General features: G+C 63.1%; 16 protein-coding genes and 1 riboswitch. Of the genes, 14 read left to right on the forward strand and 2 right to left on the reverse strand.

Annotation, left to right across the window (positions count from 1 at the left end):
* Positions 1 to 8 precede the first annotated feature (8 nt).
* The gene (locus JET14_RS01265) at positions 9 to 1,034 is read right to left on the reverse strand and encodes a glucokinase (RefSeq protein WP_200336455.1); all 1,026 of its coding nucleotides are present in this window, start codon (positions 1,032 to 1,034) and stop codon (positions 9 to 11) included.
* A gap of 238 nt (positions 1,035 to 1,272) precedes the next feature.
* The gene (gene mepA, locus JET14_RS01270) at positions 1,273 to 2,292 is read right to left on the reverse strand and encodes a penicillin-insensitive murein endopeptidase (protein ID WP_432443054.1); all 1,020 of its coding nucleotides are present in this window, start codon (positions 2,290 to 2,292) and stop codon (positions 1,273 to 1,275) included.
* 154 nt (positions 2,293 to 2,446) lie between these two features.
* On the opposite strand from mepA, the gene JET14_RS01275 reads away from it, so the two are divergent.
* The 14 genes from JET14_RS01275 to JET14_RS01340 all read left to right on the forward strand — a co-directional run bounded on the left by JET14_RS01275 (position 2,447) and on the right by JET14_RS01340 (position 18,515).
* A complete protein-coding gene (locus JET14_RS01275) occupies positions 2,447 to 4,261 on the forward strand; it encodes an extracellular solute-binding protein (RefSeq protein ID WP_200336457.1) in 1,815 nt (604 codons plus the stop codon).
* Between the two features lie 247 nt (positions 4,262 to 4,508).
* Entirely contained in the window at positions 4,509 to 5,606 is a 1,098-nt protein-coding gene (locus JET14_RS01280; protein WP_200336458.1) for a microcin C ABC transporter permease YejB, read from the forward strand.
* Position 5,607: 1 nt separating this feature from the next.
* Positions 5,608 to 6,747: an ABC transporter permease gene (locus JET14_RS01285; RefSeq protein ID WP_200336459.1), complete on the forward strand. Its 1,140-nt coding sequence runs from the start codon at positions 5,608 to 5,610 to the stop codon at positions 6,745 to 6,747.
* Positions 6,744 to 8,363: an ABC transporter ATP-binding protein gene (locus tag JET14_RS01290; RefSeq protein WP_200336460.1), complete on the forward strand. Its 1,620-nt coding sequence runs from the start codon at positions 6,744 to 6,746 to the stop codon at positions 8,361 to 8,363. The genes JET14_RS01285 and JET14_RS01290 overlap by 4 nt, the downstream gene beginning before the upstream one ends.
* 56 nt (positions 8,364 to 8,419) lie before the next feature.
* A complete protein-coding gene (locus JET14_RS01295; RefSeq protein WP_200336461.1) occupies positions 8,420 to 9,379 on the forward strand; it encodes a 2-hydroxyacid dehydrogenase in 960 nt (319 codons plus the stop codon).
* Positions 9,380 to 9,466: 87 nt separating this feature from the next.
* Positions 9,467 to 9,688, forward strand: coding sequence for a hypothetical protein (locus tag JET14_RS01300; protein WP_200336462.1), 222 nt, complete (start codon positions 9,467 to 9,469; stop codon positions 9,686 to 9,688).
* A gap of 36 nt (positions 9,689 to 9,724) precedes the next feature.
* Positions 9,725 to 9,961: a hypothetical protein gene (locus tag JET14_RS01305; RefSeq protein WP_200336463.1), complete on the forward strand. Its 237-nt coding sequence runs from the start codon at positions 9,725 to 9,727 to the stop codon at positions 9,959 to 9,961.
* 132 nt (positions 9,962 to 10,093) lie between these two features.
* Positions 10,094 to 11,398: a nicotinate phosphoribosyltransferase gene (pncB, locus tag JET14_RS01310; protein WP_200336464.1), complete on the forward strand. Its 1,305-nt coding sequence runs from the start codon at positions 10,094 to 10,096 to the stop codon at positions 11,396 to 11,398.
* A gap of 78 nt (positions 11,399 to 11,476) precedes the next feature.
* On the forward strand, positions 11,477 to 11,944 hold the full coding sequence (locus tag JET14_RS01315) for a DUF421 domain-containing protein (protein ID WP_200336465.1): 468 nt from the start codon (positions 11,477 to 11,479) through the stop codon (positions 11,942 to 11,944).
* Positions 11,945 to 12,052: 108 nt separating this feature from the next.
* A riboswitch (cobalamin riboswitch) is annotated at positions 12,053 to 12,251 on the forward strand.
* Positions 12,252 to 12,416: 165 nt separating this feature from the next.
* A complete protein-coding gene (locus tag JET14_RS01320; RefSeq protein WP_200336466.1) occupies positions 12,417 to 14,351 on the forward strand; it encodes a TonB-dependent receptor domain-containing protein in 1,935 nt (644 codons plus the stop codon).
* 87 nt (positions 14,352 to 14,438) lie between these two features.
* On the forward strand, positions 14,439 to 15,293 hold the full coding sequence (locus JET14_RS01325) for an ABC transporter substrate-binding protein (protein ID WP_246750446.1): 855 nt from the start codon (positions 14,439 to 14,441) through the stop codon (positions 15,291 to 15,293).
* Entirely contained in the window at positions 15,290 to 16,291 is a 1,002-nt protein-coding gene (locus JET14_RS01330; RefSeq protein WP_200336468.1) for a FecCD family ABC transporter permease, read from the forward strand. The genes JET14_RS01325 and JET14_RS01330 overlap by 4 nt, the downstream gene beginning before the upstream one ends.
* Entirely contained in the window at positions 16,291 to 17,064 is a 774-nt protein-coding gene (locus tag JET14_RS01335) for an ABC transporter ATP-binding protein (protein ID WP_432443055.1), read from the forward strand. Before JET14_RS01330 ends, JET14_RS01335 begins: the two co-directional genes overlap by 1 nt.
* A gap of 200 nt (positions 17,065 to 17,264) precedes the next feature.
* Positions 17,265 to 18,515, forward strand: coding sequence for an aspartate kinase (locus tag JET14_RS01340; protein WP_024706994.1), 1,251 nt, complete (start codon positions 17,265 to 17,267; stop codon positions 18,513 to 18,515).
* Positions 18,516 to 18,564: the final 49 nt, after the last annotated feature.

The raw sequence follows: 18,564 nt of genomic DNA on the forward strand, positions 1-18,564 counted from the left end.
CGCTCCGCTCAGTCGCGCCAGCGGCGGCCGTCAAGGGCGAGGCCGAAGCGCAGCGGCGTGCGGGCATAGGTGGCAAGGCCGGCAAGGGCCGCGAGCGGGTGGGTGACGACATAGGTCGGGATCGACTGCATCAGCGCGTTGTGCGGGGCCTTGTCCTCGAAGGCGGCGCGGAACTCCGGCTTCTTCAGCGCCGGCAGGATCTTCAGCGAGATGCCGCCGGCAAGGTAGACGCCGCCGCGCGCCATGAACACCATCGCCATATCTCCGGCGATGCGGCCGAGATAGGTCGAAAACAGCGACAGCGTTTCAACGGCCTGTGGGTCGGAACCGTCAAGGCCCGCATGGCTGACGTCCTTCGGCTCATAGGGCTTGGCCTCGATCCCGTCGGCAGCGCAGATAGCGTTATAGAGGTTGACCATGCCGCGCCCGCACAGGATCTGCTCGGCGGCCACCCGGCCCTCGATGGTCTTGATGTGCGGGAAAATCTGGTAATCGCGCTCCGTGCGCGGGCCGACATCGATGTGACCGCCTTCGCCTGGAACCGGAATCCACCGTTCCTCGGCATGGACGAGACCGGCGACGCCGAGGCCGGTTCCCGGGCCGAGCACGACGCGCGAGGCGACCATCGTGTCCGGTCGCGGCGCGATCGGCTCGCGGAACTCATCGGGCATGTTGGCGATCGCGAGCGCCTGGGCCTCGAAGTCGTTGATGATCACCACATCCTCGAGCCCGAGCGCGCTGATCATGTCCTTCGGCTTGATCACCCAGTCGCAATTGGTCAGCGGAATTTCATCGCCGCGAATGGGCCCGGCGACGGCCAGGATGGCGCTGCGCGGCTGCAGCGCGGTCTTGTCCATGACGCCTGCCTGTATGGCCGCGTCGACGGTCGGGAAATCGGCTGTGTGCACGATCGGGAACTCGCGCGGCTCGGCATAGGCGTCGACCAGCAGCGAGAACCGCGCATTGGTGCCGCCGATATCGCCGATCAGGATGGGGAAGGAGAGAGGGTCCGAGGTGCTGAGGGTTTTGGCCATGATGTTTCCGCGTTCCGCCCTGTCCCGGGCTTTATCAATGTCTGGCGCAGTCTGTGCATTCAGTTTGGCGATTTTGCAACGGCATCCGTCAAATCGGAAGGGCAATCGCAGGCCGCCGGCTTGTTTTCTGCAATCTGGTCATCGAAGCGCGGACGGCCCGTCGTTTCATACAATAACTCAAAGCGCTTTGAAAGCCGCTGCCGGCAGGCAGGTAACGCAGTTTTGACCGCAGCCTTCGTCACCCCGCCGGGCGCGGCTGCGGAACCGGCCCGATCTCCGGCCAGGGCGCCAGGGGCGGCAAGGGAATTTTCGGCGTGACGGCTGCCGTCGGCAGGGGCGAGGGAGCAGGCGCTTCCAGCACGCCGGTGCAGGCCGCTGGCAGGTCGGAGAGGATGGTATAGGCTGGCCGCGTCGGCTTGGGCGCCGGTTGTTCCGGCTTCTTTGCCGGCGGGGCGGGCTCCGCCGGCGCCCAGGGTTCGTCGGAGAGCCACCAGGCGAGGTTTTCGCCGCAGCCGTCATCCTTCATGTCGACGGCGTTTTGCGCCTTGCACTCGGGCGAGCCATCGCGGCAGAACAGGCGGATGTGGAAGTGGTAGTGATGGCCGTAATAGGGCCGCACCTTGGCCAGATTCGAGCGGTCGCCGGTCCAGCCGTCGCAGATCGCCTTCTTGATGCCCGGATGGACGAAGATGCGCTGGACTTCCGGATAGCTCGCCGCCCGCATGATCAGCCGGGCGTGAGCGGGCGTGAATTTTTCCGGATCGACAAAAAGCGTTCCGTCATTCTTCAGGACCGAAACGGCCGAAATATCCTCGCGCTCGCGCAATGTCAGCCGCCGGTCCGGCATCGGGTTCAGCCAGATGTCCGCATCGAGCCCGACCTGGTGGGAGGCATGGCCCGAAAGCATCGGTCCGCCGCGCGGCTGCGAGATGTCGCCGACCAGAAGGCCCGGCCAGCCGTCATATTGAGCGGCATCGCCTGCCAGCCTCTCAATCAGGGCGATTGTATCAGGATGACCGAATCGGCGATTGCGCGAAAGCCGCATCGCCTGCCAGTTCGGCCCGTCGATCGGCAGAGCCTCGGCCCCGGCGATGCAGCCTTTCGTGTAAAAACCGAAGGATTGCGGCGGACCGGCGCTCGGCGCGGTTTCGGAGGCGAACAGGATTTTCGCAGGCGGCGGAAAATCCTGGGCTGCGGCCAAAGGGGCCGACGCCGCAAGCGCCAGGGCGGCGGCAAATCCCTTCATCCAGTGCATCATGAGCTCCCTCAAGCCGGCGTGTTGGCGCTTTCCCGGCGTGCCCTGCGACCTTCCCCGTTGCCGCCTTACGAAAACGACACTTGTGCACCCGGGTCGATATTTGCTTATTCTTGTCGCGATAACGAGAAAAGCAAGAACGGAAAAGGCTGAAACCATGTGGAAAACGATCTCGGTTGCTGCCTGGGTTATCGCAGGCGCGTTCGGCCTCGCGCCGGCGGCATTTTCTCAGGAAAGCGGGGGCGAATGGCAACATGCCTCGGCGCTGACCGGAACGCCGAAGTACCGGCCGGATTTTTCCCGTTTCGACTATGTCAATCCGGATGCGCCGAAGGGCGGCGAACTCAAATACTATGCCACCGGCACCTTTGATTCGCTCAATCCCATACCCTATGGCGGCTCGAAAGCCGCCGGCCTCAGCCTTGTCTTCGAGACCCTGATGACGCCGGCCGAAGATGAGATCGATGCCCAATACGGCCTGCTCGCCGAGGGGTTCCGCGTTCCGGAGGATCTTTCCTTCGTCACCTACAGCCTCAATCCCGAGGCCCGTTTTTCCGATGGGGAGCCGGTGACGGCCGAGGACGTGGTGTTTTCCTTCGAACGGCTGAAGGAACTCAATGCGATGTATGCCAATTACTACCGCCACGTGGTCAGCGCGGAAGTGACGGGCGAGCGCGAGGTGACCTTCAGCTTCGACGAAACGGGAAACCGGGAACTGCCGCAGATCGTCGGCCAGCTGATGGTGCTGCCGAAACACTGGTTCGAGGACGGCCGCGACGTTTCCGCAAGCACGCTCGACAAGATCGTCGGATCAGGGCCTTACGAGATCGCGGAGGTCAATCCCGGCTCCTCGATCACCTACCGTCTCCGGGACGATTACTGGGGCCGGGACCTGCCGGTCAATGTCGGCCGCAACAATTTCGGTTCCGTGAACTTTCTCTATTTCGCCGATCTCGATGTCGCCTTCGAGGCGTTTCGCGCCGGCACCTTCGATTTCTGGGTGGAGACGCGGGCCAAGCGCTGGGCGACGGGGTATAATTTCCCGGCGGTCAAGGACGGCCAGGTCAAGCGCGAGGCGGTGCCCAATCCCCTGCGCAAGACCGGCATCATGCAGGCGCTGGTGCCCAACAACCGCCGCGCGCCCTTTGATGACGAGCGGGTGCGCGAGGCGCTGATCTACGCCTTCGATTTCGAGACCATCAACAAGAACCAGCTGAGCGATGCCTATTCGCGCAACAACAGTTACTGGTTCGGAACCGATCTCGCCTCTTCCGGCCTGCCGCAGGGCGAAGAGCTTCAGATTCTGGAGAGCGTGCGCGATCTGGTGCCGCCGGAAGTTTTCAACACCGCCAGCAAGCTGCCCGTCGGCGGCACGGAGGCCGAATCGCGGGCCAATCTGCAGAAGGCCTTCCAGCTTTTGAAAGAGGCCGGTTTCGAGCGCCGCGGCAGCCAGATGGTCAATGCCAAGACCGGCGAGCCGTTCTCCTTCGAGATCCTGCTCGACAATCCTTCGCTTCAGGTCGTCGTGCTCCCCTATGTCGAGAACCTGCGCAAACTCGGCATCGATGCATCCGTCCGCGTGGTCGACACGTCTCAGTACCAGAACCGGGTCAATGATTTCGACTATGACATGATCTGGGAATTATGGGCCCAGTCCCTGAGCCCCGGCAACGAGCAGTTCAATTACTGGGGGTCACGCTCCGTGGATCAGCCGGGTTCGGAAAACTATGCCGGTGTTTCGGACCCCGGCGTCGACGCGCTGATCGGGAAGATCGTGTTCGCCGATGACCGGGATACGCTGGTGGCCGCCACCAAGGCGCTCGACCGCGTTCTTCTGGCCCATGATTTCGTCATCCCGCTTTATTATTCCAAGGACTACCGCATCGCCTACTGGAACACGATCGCGCATCCCGGCTTTCCAGAATACGGCCTTGATTTCCCGGCCGCCTGGTGGTCGACGGAGGCGGAATGACGGTGCGGTTTGGCGGCGGCGTAGTGGCTTTCTTGCGCAAGAACATCCAAGACTTCCAAACAGTCTCCCCCCTTGAGGGGGCGATGTCGCGAACGCGACAGAGAGGGGAAATGGGCATAAGCCGCTCGCTCCGAATTTGCCGAAACGGTTTACCCCCCTCTGCCCCTGTCGGGGCATCTCCCCCTCAAGGGGGGAGATTGGAGGGGGCTATGCGGTCTGCTTCTTTCTCTGCAAGGGTACCATTGTAATGGGCTCCTATATCCTTCGCCGCCTGCTGCTGATGATCCCGACGCTGGTCGGCATCATGACGATTTCCTTCATCATCGTGCAGTTTGCCCCCGGCGGCCCGGTGGAACAGGTGATCGCGGAGCTGAACGGCCAGGGCGGCGGCGCGGAAAGCCGCATGTCCGGCGGTTCGGACGCCGGCATGTCGATGGACGGGTTCGACAGCGCCTCGTCATCGAACTACCGCGGCGCCCAGGGGCTCGATCCGGAGCTGATCGCCGATCTGGAGGCCCAGTTCGGCTTCGACAAGCCGCCGCTGACGCGCTTTCTCTTGATGATGCGCGACTATCTGACCTTCGATTTCGGCGACAGCTTCTTCCGCAATTCTTCCGTCATCGACCTCATCATCGACAAGCTGCCGGTGTCGATCTCGCTGGGCATATGGGTCTTGCTGCTGTCGTACGGCGTCTCCATTCCGCTCGGCATCCGCAAGGCGGTGCGGGACGGTTCGCGTTTCGACGTCTGGACCTCGGGCATCATCGTCATCGGCTTTGCCGTTCCGGGCTTCCTGCTCGGCATCCTGCTGATCATCCTGTTTGCCGGCGGCTCCTTTTTCGACTGGTTTCCGCTGCGCGGCCTCGTCTCCGACAATTTTGCCGAACTGCCCTGGTGGCAGAAGCCGCTCGACTATTTCTGGCACCTGACCCTGCCGCTGATCGCGCTTTCGGTCTCCTCCTTCGCCACGACAACGCTTCTGACGAAGAACTCCTTCATCGACGAGATCGGCAAGCAATATGTTATCACCGCCCGCGCCAAGGGGCTTTCGGAACGCAAGGTGCTTTACGGCCACGTCTTCCGCAATGCCATGCTGATCGTCATTGCCGGCTTTCCCGGTTCCTTCATTCTTGCCTTCTTCACCGGTTCGCTTCTGATCGAAAACGTGTTCTCGCTCGACGGGCTCGGCCGCCTCGGCTATCTCTCGCTCGTCAACCGCGACTATCCGGTGGTCTTCGCCACGCTCTACATCTTCTCGCTTCTCGGGCTGTTCATCGGCCTTGTCTCCGACCTGATCTACACCTGGATCGATCCGCGCATCGACTTCGAAAAGAGGGATGTGTGACATGAGCGATCTCGCATCCGAGGACATGGTCAAGCGCCCGAAGACCGGCTGGCTCACCCCGATGAACGCGCGACGGTGGAAGAATTTCAAGGCCAACCGGCGCGGTTACTGGTCGCTGTGGATCTTCCTGTTCCTGTTCATCATCAGCCTGTTCGCCGAATTCGTCGCCAACGACAAGCCGATCATCGCCTCCTACAAGGGCGAGATCCTGTTTCCCGTCGTCGTCGATTATCCGGAGGAGAAGTTCGGCGGTTTTCTCGCGGTCACTGATTATCGCTCCGATTTCATCCAGGAGGAGATCGAGGCCAATGGCTGGATGATCTGGCCGCCGATCCGCTATTCCTACCGCACCATCAACTCCAACGTGCCCTATTCGGCACCAACCCCGCCCTTCTGGCTGATGACCAAGGAAGAGCGCTGTGCCGGTTACCCTGACGGCGTGGATGATCCGGGCTGCAATCTCGGCAACATGGACTGGCTCGGAACCGACGACCTTGCCCGCGACGTGCTGGCCCGGGTGATCTACGGCTTCCGCATCTCGGTGCTGTTCGGGCTGCTGCTCACCGGATTTTCCGCCGTTATCGGCGTCACCGCCGGCGCGGTGCAGGGCTATTTCGGCGGCTGGGTCGACCTTCTGATGCAGCGCTTCATCGAAATCTGGTCGTCGCTGCCGACGCTCTACATCCTGCTGATCATCGCGGCGATCCTTCCGCCCGGCTTCTTCGTGCTGCTCGGCGTCATGCTGGTTTTCTCATGGGTCAGCTTCGTTGCCGTCGTCAGGGCCGAGTTCCTCAGGGCGCGCAATTTCGAATATGTGCGGGCGGCGCGTGCGCTCGGCGTGGGCAATGGCACCATCATGTTCCGCCATCTTCTGCCCAATGCCATGGTCGCCACGCTCACCTTCGTGCCCTTCATCCTTTCGGGCGCGATCGTGACGCTGACCTCGCTGGATTTCTTAGGGTTTGGCATGCCGCCCGGCTCACCCTCGCTCGGCGAACTGGTCAATCAGGGCAAGAGCAATCTGCAGGCGCCGTGGCTTGGCATCACCGCCTTCTTCACGCTCTCGATCATGCTGTCGCTTCTGGTGTTCGTCGGCGAGGCGGTGCGCGATGCGTTTGACCCGAGGAAGACCTTCCAATGAACCAGACGCCTCTTCTTTCCGTGAAGGACCTGTCCGTCGCCTTTCGTCAGGGCGAGGCCGACAATCTCGCCGTCGACCGGATCTCCTTCGACATCCTGCCGGGCGAGGTGGTGGCGCTGGTCGGCGAATCGGGCTCCGGCAAGTCCGCGACGGCGGCCTCGGTGCTGCGCCTTCTGCCCTATCCGGCTGCGAGTCATCCGAGCGGCGAGATCCTGTTTGCAGGCCGCGATCTGCTGAAGGCCGATGACCACACGCTCAGGCAGGTGCGCGGCGGCGATATCACCCAGATCTTCCAGGAGCCGATGACCTCGCTGAACCCGCTGCATACGGTGGAAAAACAGGTGGGCGAGACGCTGGCGCTGCATGCCGGCATGACCGGGGCGGACGCCCGCAGGCGCGTGCTGGAACTGCTGCATGAGGTCGGCATCCGCGAGGCGGAGAGACGGCTCGGCGCCTTCCCGCACGAGCTTTCCGGCGGCCAGCGCCAGCGCGTGATGATTGCCATGGCGCTTGCCAACCGGCCGAAGCTGCTGATCGCCGACGAGCCGACCACGGCGCTGGACGTGACGGTGCAGGCGCAGATTCTGAAACTTCTGAAAAGCCTGCAGCGCGATCACGGCATGTCGATGTTGTTCATCACCCATGATCTCGGCATCGTGCGCAAGTTCGCCGACCGGGTCTGCGTGATGACCGACGGCAAGATCGTCGAGCACGGGCCGGTTGCCGAGATCTTCGACAATCCGCAGCATGCCTACACAAGGCACCTGCTCGCCGCCGAGCCGAAGGGCGAGCCGCCGGCGCATGATCCGAGCCGCGAGGTCGTGGTCGAGGCCGAAAACGTCAAGGTCTGGTTTCCGGTGAAAACGGGACTGTTGCGCAAGACGATCGACCACGTGAAGGCGGTCAACGGCATTTCGCTGAAGCTGCGCGCCGGCGAGACGCTTGGCGTTGTCGGCGAATCGGGGTCCGGAAAGACGACGCTCGGTCTGGCGCTGACGCGGATGATCGCCTCGGAAGGCAGGATTGGCTTTGTCGGCAAGGATATCGACGCCTATTCCTTCAAGGCGATGAAGCCGCTCCGGGAGGCGATGCAGATTGTGTTTCAGGACCCTTATGGTTCGCTGTCGCCGCGCATGTCGGTGGGCGAAATCGTCGCCGAGGGGCTGAAGATCCACGAGCGCTCGCTTACGGTCGCCGAGCGCGAGGCGCGGGTGGGCGCGGCGCTGGAAGAGGTCGGCCTCGACGCCGCGACCCGCTGGCGCTATCCGCACGAGTTTTCCGGCGGCCAGCGCCAGAGGATCGCGATTGCCCGCGCCATGGTGCTCAAACCCCGCTTCGTCATGCTGGACGAGCCGACCTCGGCGCTGGACATGAGCGTACAGGCGCAGGTGGTGGACCTTCTCTCCGACCTGCAGAAGAAGCACAATCTCGCCTATCTGTTCATCTCGCATGACCTGAAGGTTGTGCGTGCGCTCGCCAACGAGATCATCGTCATGCGCTTCGGCGAAGTGGTCGAGCGCGGCCCGGCGGCGGAGGTTTTCGAAAACCCGAAGGCTGATTATACCAGGGCGCTGCTTGCCGCCGCCTTCGATATCGAGCCGGTGGAAGCGGATTGAGCGCTTTTGCTCACGACGCAAGCTTGACCATTACGCCGAGCCCAAAGGAAGCCCCGATGCCCAAAGCCCCCGTCCTTGTCGACCTCAAATTCTCCGGCCGCGCCATGATCGTCGAAGCGCTTGGATCTTTCTTTTCCGACCGGCCGGTGATCGATCTCGCTGATCCGCAAACGAAGGGCCGCGATCTTTCCGATTGCCGCTATGCCGTCTTGTGGAAGCCGGACGACGATCTGTTTTCGCGCGCGCCCAACCTGGAAGTGCTTTTTTCCGGCGGGGCGGGCGTCGAGCGGGTGCTGGCGCTTCAGGGGCTGCCGGATATCCCCCTCGTGCGCTTCGTCGATCCCTCGCTGACCCGGCGGATGAGCGAGTATGTGGTGCTGCAATGTCTCCATCATGCCCGCCGCATGCCGGACTATGCCCGTCTGAAGGCCGAGAAAGACTGGCAACCGCTGCCGCCTGCCGAAGCCGGAGACTTCACCGTCGGCATCATGGGGCTCGGCGTCCTGGGGCGGGATGCGGCGGCGAAGCTGAAGATCATGGGCTTCAACGTGATCGGCTGGTCGCGGAGAAAGAAGGAAATCGATAGCGTTGAATGTTTTGATGCCAGAGGCCTTGATGATTTTCTTGCCAGGACGGACATTCTGGTCGGCCTTCTTCCGCTGACCGATGAGACGGCCGGCATCTTCAATCGGGCGCTTTTTGAAAAGCTCCGCCGGTCCGGTCCGCTTGGGAGCCCCGTCTTCATCAATGCCGGACGCGGCGGCTCGCAGGTCGAGGCCGATCTTCTCGCTGCTCTGGATGAGGGCCTGCTTCACGGCGTCTCGCTCGACGTATTCGAAACCGAGCCGCTGCCGGCAACAAGTCCGCTCTGGGCGCATGAGCGGGTCGTCGTCACGCCGCATGTGGCCTCCGATACCGATGTCAGGGCGCTGTTTGCCCATGTGGAACGCCAGATCGCCCGTTTCGAGGCGGGCGAGCCGCTGCAGCATGTGGTCAACCGCGCCGCCGGCTACTGAGCCGGGGGAACAAAGACCCGCGGCCTTACGTTTCTTCCCTGAAGAAAACCCTCCGCCGATCCTCGTGCGGAGGCCAGGGAGAACGACATGACGACGCATTTCGATCCGAAGGAAGGCCGCCCTGTCACCTATCCGGGCGAGGACAATTACCCGCAGAAGAACGAGGACGACACCCGCGTGCCCGAGACCGAGAAGCGGCACCTCAATCGCGGCCAGACCGTGATCATGGTCATCATCGCCATCATGGTCGCCGTGGTGCTGATCTGGGGCGGTGCCTCGTGGCTGTTCGGCGCGCCAGGCGCGGGCTGATCCTTCCCGCGGGAGAAACGATACGGGAGGTAGACAATGGTTGAGAAAAGGAAGACGGGAAACCGTCCCGAGGATGTCGAGGTCGACGTGACCCCGACCGAAGCACGCCACTCCGAACGCGGACGACCGGTGCTCGCCATCCTGGCCGGCGGTCTGGTCCTGGCCTTTCTGGTCTGGGGCGCCGTGGAACTCTTTGCTCCGCGCGGCGGCGACCCAGCGGTCGAGACCGTGACCGAGGATGCCGCCCAGACGGAACAGGCGCCGGCCCAGTAAAGCTCAATTCGAGCAAAACGACTCTGGACTTTTCATCGCCTTTACAGCTAAGTCATGGGCCCGAAAGGGCGGCATGGCGGCCCTTTCCAGCGTTTTTTTCGCCTGAGAGGCGGCTCGAAAGGCCGAAGAGCGATGCCGAAGACCGATATTGCAACACGGGTCTACGACCATAGCTGGAAACTCGACCCGATCATCCGCAGCCTGCTGGATACCGATTTCTACAAGCTCCTGATGCTGCAGATGATCTGGAAGCTTTATCCGGACGTCAACGCGACATTCTCGGTGATCAACCGCACGACCTCGGTGCGCCTTGCCGAGGAGATCGACGAAGGGGAGCTGCGCGAGCAGCTTGACCACGCACGCCAAATCAAGCTCTCCAAGAAGGAGATGATCTGGCTTGCGGGTAACTCGTTTTACGGACGATCGCAGATCTTCGAGCCGGAGTTCCTGACCTGGCTCGCCAATTTCCGCCTGCCCGAATATGAACTGACCAAGCGCGACGGCCAGTATCAACTCGATTTTCACGGTCCCTGGATGGAAACCACGATGTGGGAGATCCCGGCGCTGTGCATCATCAATGAATTGCGCTCACGTGCGGCGATGAAGGACCTCGGTCTCTTCACCATCGACGTCACCTATGCCCGCGCCAAGGCGAAGATGTGGGCGAAGGTGGAGCGGCTGGCCGCGCTCGAAGGGCTTCGGATCTCCGATTTCGGCACGCGGCGGCGGCATTCCTTCCTCTGGCAGCGCTGGTGCGTGGAAGCGCTTAAGGAAGGGATTGGCCCGGCCTTTACCGGCACCTCCAACGTGCTTCTGGCCATGGATACCGATCTGGAGGCCGTCGGCACCAATGCGCATGAACTGCCGATGGTCGCAGCAGCGCTCGCCGAAACCGACGAGCAGCTTGCGGCAGCGCCCTACAAGGTGATGCAGGACTGGAACAAGCTTTACGGCGGCAATCTGCTGATCGCGCTGCCCGATGCCTATGGCACGACAGCGTTCCTGCGCAACGCGCCGGATTGGGTTGCCGACTGGACCGGTTTCCGCCCCGACAGCGCCCCGCCGATCGAGGGCGGCGAGAAGATCATCGACTGGTGGAAGAAGATGGGCCGCGATCCGCGCGAGAAGATCCTGATCTTTTCCGATGGGCTCGATGTCGACGCCATCATCGAGGCCTACAAGCATTTCCAGGGCCGGGTGCGCATGAGCTTCGGCTGGGGCACCAATCTCACCAATGACTTCATCGGCTGCGCGCCGCACCGCGTCGGCGGGCTGAAGCCGATCTCGATCGTCTGCAAGGTTTCCGACGCCAACGGCCGCCCGGCGGTCAAGCTTTCCGACAATCCGCAAAAGGCGACCGGAGACCCGAAGGAAGTCGAGCGCTACCTGAAGTTCTTCGGCTCGGAAGACATGCACGAGCAGCCGGTCCTGGTCTGAGCCTGTCACTGGTCCGAAGCCGGGCGGGACCTTTTTCCGTCTGTTGCGTTCCCTCTGGTAAGAAGAGGGAGAAACAGGATGCTTTTCGAAAGCTTCACAGGAATATTCCGGGTCATCGCCATTGGCGGACTCGGCTACGTCGCCCTGGTCCTGATGCTGCGCGTCAGCGGGCAGAGAACACTTTCCAAGCTTAACGCCTTTGATCTCGTCGTCACCGTCGCACTCGGCTCCGTTCTGGCAACGGTGATGCTGAGCCGGTCCGTCCCCTTGGCCGAAGGCGTCACGGCGCTGGCTCTGCTGATTGTCCTGCAGTTCGCCATCACCTGGATGTCGGTCCGCTTTCCTGTCGTGGACCGTCTGGTCAAGAGCGAGCCGGCTCTGGTTCTTTCCGACGGCAAGTTTCTCAAGCGCGCCATGCTGCGCCAGAGGCTGACCGAGGACGAGGTGCGGGCAGCGGTCCGCGCGAGCGGCGAGGATGATCTTGACGCGATTGCCGCCGTCATCCTCGAGACCGACGGTTCCCTGAGCGTCATTCCGCATGGCTGATGACGGGCGATTTCCCACGCCTTCGGCCTGTGACACAAGCGCAACTGGTTGAAATTGTCTCAACATTTCGCATGTCAGGCGTCGTTGACTTGGCGGCATGCCGCCGCATAGATTGCGCGCGGATCAGGTTCCGTTCGAAAGGACGGATGAAAAGGGAACACGGGACAGGGTTTTTTGCTCCATCCGTGGCTGCCCCCGCAACTGTAGCCGCTGAGCCGTTTCCAAATGTCACTGGAGCAATCCGGGAAGACGGAAACAATGGCGATGACGCGGAAGCCAGGAGACCTGCCCGGTCCCGTCACCCATGCCGGAACACGGGGTTCTTGTTTTGGCGCGGTCTGCCGTCGCGGTGACATTTCGAAACGATGTTGCCGCCGACGGGACAGGACCGCGACCGGGTATTTTTCCGTGTCACTTCTTCCCCGACGGGCTTTTTCGGCCGGCATGAAACCGGTCGGCTTGGGGATATGACATGAACAAATCCATGCTTGCGGCCTCGGCCGCGCTTTTGATCCTGACGCCTGCGCAGGTGGGGCTCGCCCAGGATGCCGGGCTCGTTGAAGATGACGTGATCGACCTGCAGCCGGTCTATGTGACGACGCCGCTGCGCCGCCCCTCCACGATCCTGCAGTCGACCTCGACCGTGACCTTGATCGACGAGGAGGATATCGAAAGATCGGCGGCGCCCGACCTGCCGTCGCTGCTCAGGAAGTATCCGGGCGTCAACATTACCGCCAATGGCGGGCAGGGCGCGCAGGCGACGGTCACGTTGCGCGGCGCCAGCGCGTCGCAGACGCTGGTGCTTGTCGACGGCATGCGGGTGGCCTCCGCCACCGGCGGTTCGGCCTATCTCGCCAATATTCCGTTGTCGGCGATCGAGCGGGTCGAGATCGCGGAAGGCGCGCACTCCGCCGAATGGGGCGCCGATGCGATCGGCGGCGTCGTCAACATCATCACCAGGGACGGCTCGACCTGCGCCAACGGCCAGGCAATCTGCACCACGGTCGAGACCGGCGTGACCTGGCCCTGGGGCGGCTTCGGCACGGTGGCGACCCGCGGGATTACGAACAATGGCGTTGATTTCAACCTCGGCCTGTCGCTTCTGGGAACCGAGGGGTATGACTTCACCACGCCACAGAACTCCGTGCATGAGGCGGGCCGCGACGGTTTCCTGCAGGGTTCGTTCAATTATGCGATCGGCAAGGACTTCACCTGGGGCCGGCTTTATTCGGAAGGTTTTTACGCCCGCTCCAACCCCCATTTCGACGCGGCGCCCTATGCCGACTGGATGACCGGCGCCATGGTCTACGGCGCCAACCAGTCGATCCAAACCAATGCCGCCTTCAAGCTCGGCGCCGAGCTCGATCATGCCGACGACTGGTCCTCTGTCGTCGAAGTCTATTCGGCCTTCGATTACCAGAAGAACTTCCGCGACGACCATCCGGAAGCCGAAACGCATTACGATACCAACCGTTTCGGCCTTTCGGCCTCGAGCACGAAGGAGGTGATCGCCGGCGACGCGCTTAACAGCTTCACCCTTGGCGGCGAGGCCTATCGCGAAACGGTGGACAGTTCCGTCGACTACACCGACACCGGGCGCAATGTCGGCGCGGTCTACGGCCAGTACGGCCTCGAATATGAGGCGCTGACGCTGAACGCCGGCCTGCGCTATGATGCGGACGAGCAGTTCGGCGGCGCGCTCACCTACAATATCGGCCTCGGCTATGAACTCCTTCCGGGGCTGACGGCGCGGGCCTCCTATTCCACCGGCTTCAACGCCCCCACCTTCAACGATCTCTACTGGGCCTTCGACGGCACCTATGAGGGCAATCCGGATCTCGATGCCGAAACCTCGAAGAACTGGGAAGCCGGCATCAACTGGGATTCGGGAACCGGCACGGTCATCGATCTCGTCTATTATGAAAACCATATCGACGACATGATCGCCTATGTCTCCGCGCCGCCGTCCTATATCGGCACGATGGAAAACATCGACAGGGCGAAGATCTCCGGCGTGCGGGCCGTCTGGTCCGAGTCTCTGATGGACGACCGGCTCGGGCTCGATTTCGGTTTCGAATACCGCCTGCCGAAGAACGAGACGGATGATGTCTACATCGCCGACCAGAACCGGCTGAAACTGACGGCGGCGGCAAGCTGGCAGGCCACCGAAGCGCTCAATCTGAACGCCGATATCGAATATGTCGGCAGCCGTTGGACCAATGAATCGAGCTATAATCCGCAGCTTGGCGACTACACGCTGGTCAATGTCTCGGCGCTCTACGATATCGACCCGGCCGCGCGCGTCAAATTCGCGGTGGAGAATCTGTTCGATGAGGATTATGAGACCACCTATGGCTACAGGGCGCCCGGCACAACGGTGACGCTTTCCTACCAAAGGACCTTCTAGATGCTGCGGTCGGCGCTTTCGGCTCGAAATCTTATGAAGCTCGCGAGCCTCTGCGCCGGCCTCCTTCCTGCCTTGCTGGTTCCAGGCATGGCTTTCGCCCGTCACCAGAGCTTCGCGCCGGCCCGTGTCGTCTCGATCAATCTGTGCACCGACCAGATGGCGATGCTGCTTGCCGGCAACGGCCAGCTCGTCTCGGTGTCGAACCTTTCCGCCGATCCGGCGGTTTCGGCGATGGCGGAGGAGGCCAGGGGCTACAGGCTCAATCACGGCCTTGCCGAGGAAGTCTTCCTGATGAAGCCGGACCTGGTGCTCGCCGGCAGCTACACCACGCGCGAGACGGTGGACCTCCTTAAGCGGCTCGGCATACCGGTGGCCGAATTCGACCCCGAAACCTCGCTTGACGACGTGCGCGAGAACCTGCTTCGCATGGGCCATCTTCTTGGCCGTGAAGACGCGGCCGGAAGGCTTGTCGCGGACATGGACGAAACGCTCGAAGACCTTGAGGCGATGCCTGCCAACGGCAAGACGGCAGCGCTCTACTTTGCCAATGGCTACACGTCGGGCGAGGAGACGCTGGCCGGCGATATTGTCGCCAGGTCGGGACTTTCCAATATCGGAAGATCAGCCGGTGTCGACGGGCTCGGCCGCCTGCCGCTCGAGCGCCTGATCATGGCCGCGCCGGAGGTCATCATCGGCGGAGACAGCGGCTATGACGCGCCGGCGCTGGCGGAAGCGCCCTTTGCCCATCCTGCCTTCCGCGCGGCCGCCGCCAAGGCGGACCTTGTCGACCTGCCCAGTCGCCTGACGATCTGCGGCGGGCCTTTCAATCTTGAGGCCGTGGCACGGCTGAAAACCCGCGCCGCCGCCAGGAGCCTTCCCGACGATGGCGGTGCAGGCGCCCGTTTCATCGGCTGGGAACTGCGTTCCGGAAACGCGCCATGACGGAACGCCGCCGCTACGTCCTGCTTCTCACCGGCCTTAGCCTTCTGGTGGCGGTGCTGTTCATGGCCTCGCTCACCGTCGGTCCGGCGGGCTTCGGTTTCCGTGCGGCGCTTTCCGGGCTTTTCAGCGATGATGCCGGCGCGATCGCGCTGATCATGAAGGAAATCCGGCTGCCGCGCGCGCTTCTGGGGCTGACGATCGGCGCGACGCTCGGTCTGTCGGGCGCGGTGCTGCAGGGCTATCTGCGCAACCCGCTGGCCGAACCGGGCCTCCTCGGGGTCACGGCCTCGGCCTCGCTCGGCGCGGTGATCGCGATCTACACGGGCTTGTCAGCGCTTTTCGCGCTGGCGCTGCCGGTTCTGGCGCTGGTCTTTGCCGTTCTCTCGGTCGTTCTGGTGCGTTTTCTGGCGGGCGGCGGGGCGCGCAGCCTGTCGATCATTCTCGCGGGCGTCGCCGTTACGAGCTTTGCCGGCGCGATGACGGCGCTGGCGCTCAATCTTTCGCCCAATCCCTTCGCCGCCATGGAAATCATGTTCTGGATGCTGGGCTCGCTGGCCGATCGGTCCATGCTGCAGTTCTGGCTGGCGGTGCCGTTCATGGCGCTCGGCTGGGCGTTGCTGTTTTCATCAGCGCGCGCGCTTGACGCGATGACGATCGGCCATGACGCGGCGGAAAGCCTTGGTATATCGCCGAAAACCACCGAACGATTGGTAATCTGGGGTGTCGCGGCAAGCGTCGGGGCGGCGACCGCCGTCTCCGGCGCGATCGGCTTTGTCGGGCTGGTGGTGCCGCATCTTCTGCGCCCGCTGGTCGGCGCCGTGCCGTCCCGCCTCCTGCCGGCAAGCGCGCTGGGCGGTGCGGCGGTGCTTCTGGCGGCCGATGTGGCCGTGCGGCTGGTTGCGCCCGAGCGGGACCTGAAGATCGGAGTCGTGACGGCGCTCATCGGCGCGCCGTTCTTTCTGTGGCTGATCTTCAAGACGCGACGGGAGCTGATCTGATGCTGCTCGGCGTCGATAATCTCACTGTCCGCATCGGCGGGCGCGCCATCATCGACAATGTCACCCTTTCGGTCGGTCATGGCGAGCTCGTGGGCCTGATCGGGCCGAACGGCGCCGGCAAGACGACGCTTCTGAAGGCCTGTCTCGGCCTTGCCCGCGCCTCCGGCGACGTGCACCTGGCGGACAGGCCGCTTGCGGCCATGACGCCGCTCGAGCGCGCCCGCGCCGTCGCCTACCTGCCGCAGGATCATGAAATCGCCTGGGCGGTGGCGGTGCGGCATATCGTCGGCCTCGGCCGCCAGCCCTGGCGCGAAGCGTCGGCCTTCGGGGATTATGCCGGCGGCCATGTCATCGCCCGCGCCATGGAATGCATGGGCGTCGACGCGCTTGCGGACCGGCGCGCCGACACGCTTTCCGGCGGGGAGCGCGCACGGGTGCTGATTGCCCGGGCTCTGGCCCAGGCAGCGCCGTTGCTCGTTGCTGACGAGCCGGTGGCGGGGCTCGATCCGGCCCACCAGATTGCTCTGATGGAGGTGTTCGGCTCGCTCCTTCACGACGGACGGTCGGTTGTCTGCTCGCTGCATGACCTGGGCCTGGCCGCGCGCTGGTGCACGCGGCTGGTGATGCTGTCGGAGGGACGCATCGTCGCCGACGGGCCGCCCTCTGCTGTGCTGACGCCTGAAAACCTTCGGCGCGTTTACGGCGTCGAGGCGTTTTTCGGCCACGCCGGCGGCGGGCCGGTGGTCATGCCCACAGGCCTTTCGAAAAAATAGCGCTTCGGCCGGCCGCGCGCCTGTCAAACTCTTGCCAAGCGCCATTGCGCGCGGGGTCCGATTTCGCTAAGAAACCGCAGCTTTCCCGGCTGCGTGAGTCCGGTTGCGACCGGTCCGGCCGCCAACCGGGTTTCCAGGGGACGGCCGTGGTGTCGCGTCCGCCATCGCTTTCGGACGCCAGAAAATTCGAGTGTTGGAATATGGCCCGCATTGTCATGAAGTTCGGCGGCACTTCCGTCGCCAATATCGAGCGTATCCGCAATGTGGCGCGCCATGTCAAACGCGAGGTCGATGCCGGCCACGAGGTTGCCGTCGTCGTTTCCGCCATGGCCGGCAAGACCAACGAGCTCGTCGAGTGGACCCGCGAAGCCTCGCCGATGCATGATGCGCGCGAATATGATGTGGTCGTTTCCTCTGGCGAGCAGGTGACTTCGGGTCTTCTGGCCATCGTGCTGCAGTCCATGGGCGTCAACGCCCGCTCCTGGCAGGGTTGGCAGGTGCCGATCAGGACCGACAGCACCCATGGCGCGGCCCGCATTGCAGATATCGACGGTTCGGATATCGTCAAGCGCATGGGCGAGGGGCAGGTTGCCGTCTGCGCCGGTTTCCAGGGCATCGGTCCGGACAACCGGATCGCGACGCTCGGCCGCGGCGGATCGGATACCTCCGCCGTTGCCATCGCTGCTGCGGTCAAGGCGGATCGCTGCGACATCTACACCGATGTCGATGGCGTTTACACCACCGACCCGCGCGTCGAGCCGAAGGCGAAACGCATGAAGAAGGTGGCCTTCGAGGAAATGCTGGAAATGGCCTCGCTCGGCGCCAAGGTGCTGCAGGTGCGCTCCGTCGAACTGGCCATGGTCCATAAAGTGCGCACATTCGTGCGTTCGAGTTTCGAGGCGCCGGATGCGCCGGGCATGGGCGACTTCGACAATCCGCCCGGGACCCTGATTTGCGACGAGGATGAGATTTTGGAACAGGAAGTCGTGACCGGCATCGCGTATGCCAAGGATGAAGCGCAGATTTCGCTGCGCCGCGTGGAAGATCGCCCAGGCGTTGCCGCCGCCATCTTCGGCCCGCTTGCCGAGGCTCATGTCAATGTCGATATGATCGTGCAGAACATCTCGGAAGAGGGCACGCACACCGACATGACCTTCACCGTGCCGGCGTCGGACGTGGAGAAGGCCAAGGCGGCGCTTGCCGCCAAGCAATCCGAAATCGGCTATGACGTGATCCAGAGCGAGACCGAGCTTGCCAAGATTTCGGTCATCGGCATCGGCATGCGCTCGCATTCCGGCGTTGCCGCATCGGCCTTCAAGGCGCTGTCGCAGAAGGGCATCAACATCAAGGCGATCACTACATCGGAGATCAAGATTTCCATCCTGATCGACGGCGCCTATGCCGAGCTTGCTGTCAGAACTTTGCATTCCTGCTACGGTCTCGATAAATAAGCCGTAACGGATTGTCCGCAAACCCCTCGTTTCGGAACGGTCCGACTGA

The sequence above is a fragment of the Martelella lutilitoris genome (assembly GCF_016598595.1).
Lineage (GTDB): Bacteria > Pseudomonadota > Alphaproteobacteria > Rhizobiales > Rhizobiaceae > Martelella > Martelella lutilitoris_A.

Coding starts and splice junctions, on each gene's coding strand:
- JET14_RS01265 (WP_200336455.1), bottom strand. CDS start 1,034: ATGGCCAAAACCCTCAGCACCTCGGACCCTCTCTCCTTCCCCATCCTG.
- mepA (WP_432443054.1), bottom strand. CDS start 2,292: ATGATGCACTGGATGAAGGGATTTGCCGCCGCCCTGGCGCTTGCGGCG.
- JET14_RS01275 (WP_200336457.1), top strand. CDS start 2,447: ATGTGGAAAACGATCTCGGTTGCTGCCTGGGTTATCGCAGGCGCGTTC.
- JET14_RS01280 (WP_200336458.1), top strand. CDS start 4,509: ATGGGCTCCTATATCCTTCGCCGCCTGCTGCTGATGATCCCGACGCTG.
- JET14_RS01285 (WP_200336459.1), top strand. CDS start 5,608: ATGAGCGATCTCGCATCCGAGGACATGGTCAAGCGCCCGAAGACCGGC.
- JET14_RS01290 (WP_200336460.1), top strand. CDS start 6,744: ATGAACCAGACGCCTCTTCTTTCCGTGAAGGACCTGTCCGTCGCCTTT.
- JET14_RS01295 (WP_200336461.1), top strand. CDS start 8,420: ATGCCCAAAGCCCCCGTCCTTGTCGACCTCAAATTCTCCGGCCGCGCC.
- JET14_RS01300 (WP_200336462.1), top strand. CDS start 9,467: ATGACGACGCATTTCGATCCGAAGGAAGGCCGCCCTGTCACCTATCCG.
- JET14_RS01305 (WP_200336463.1), top strand. CDS start 9,725: ATGGTTGAGAAAAGGAAGACGGGAAACCGTCCCGAGGATGTCGAGGTC.
- pncB (WP_200336464.1), top strand. CDS start 10,094: ATGCCGAAGACCGATATTGCAACACGGGTCTACGACCATAGCTGGAAA.
- JET14_RS01315 (WP_200336465.1), top strand. CDS start 11,477: ATGCTTTTCGAAAGCTTCACAGGAATATTCCGGGTCATCGCCATTGGC.
- JET14_RS01320 (WP_200336466.1), top strand. CDS start 12,417: ATGAACAAATCCATGCTTGCGGCCTCGGCCGCGCTTTTGATCCTGACG.
- JET14_RS01325 (WP_246750446.1), top strand. CDS start 14,439: ATGGCTTTCGCCCGTCACCAGAGCTTCGCGCCGGCCCGTGTCGTCTCG.
- JET14_RS01330 (WP_200336468.1), top strand. CDS start 15,290: ATGACGGAACGCCGCCGCTACGTCCTGCTTCTCACCGGCCTTAGCCTT.
- JET14_RS01335 (WP_432443055.1), top strand. CDS start 16,291: ATGCTGCTCGGCGTCGATAATCTCACTGTCCGCATCGGCGGGCGCGCC.
- JET14_RS01340 (WP_024706994.1), top strand. CDS start 17,265: ATGGCCCGCATTGTCATGAAGTTCGGCGGCACTTCCGTCGCCAATATC.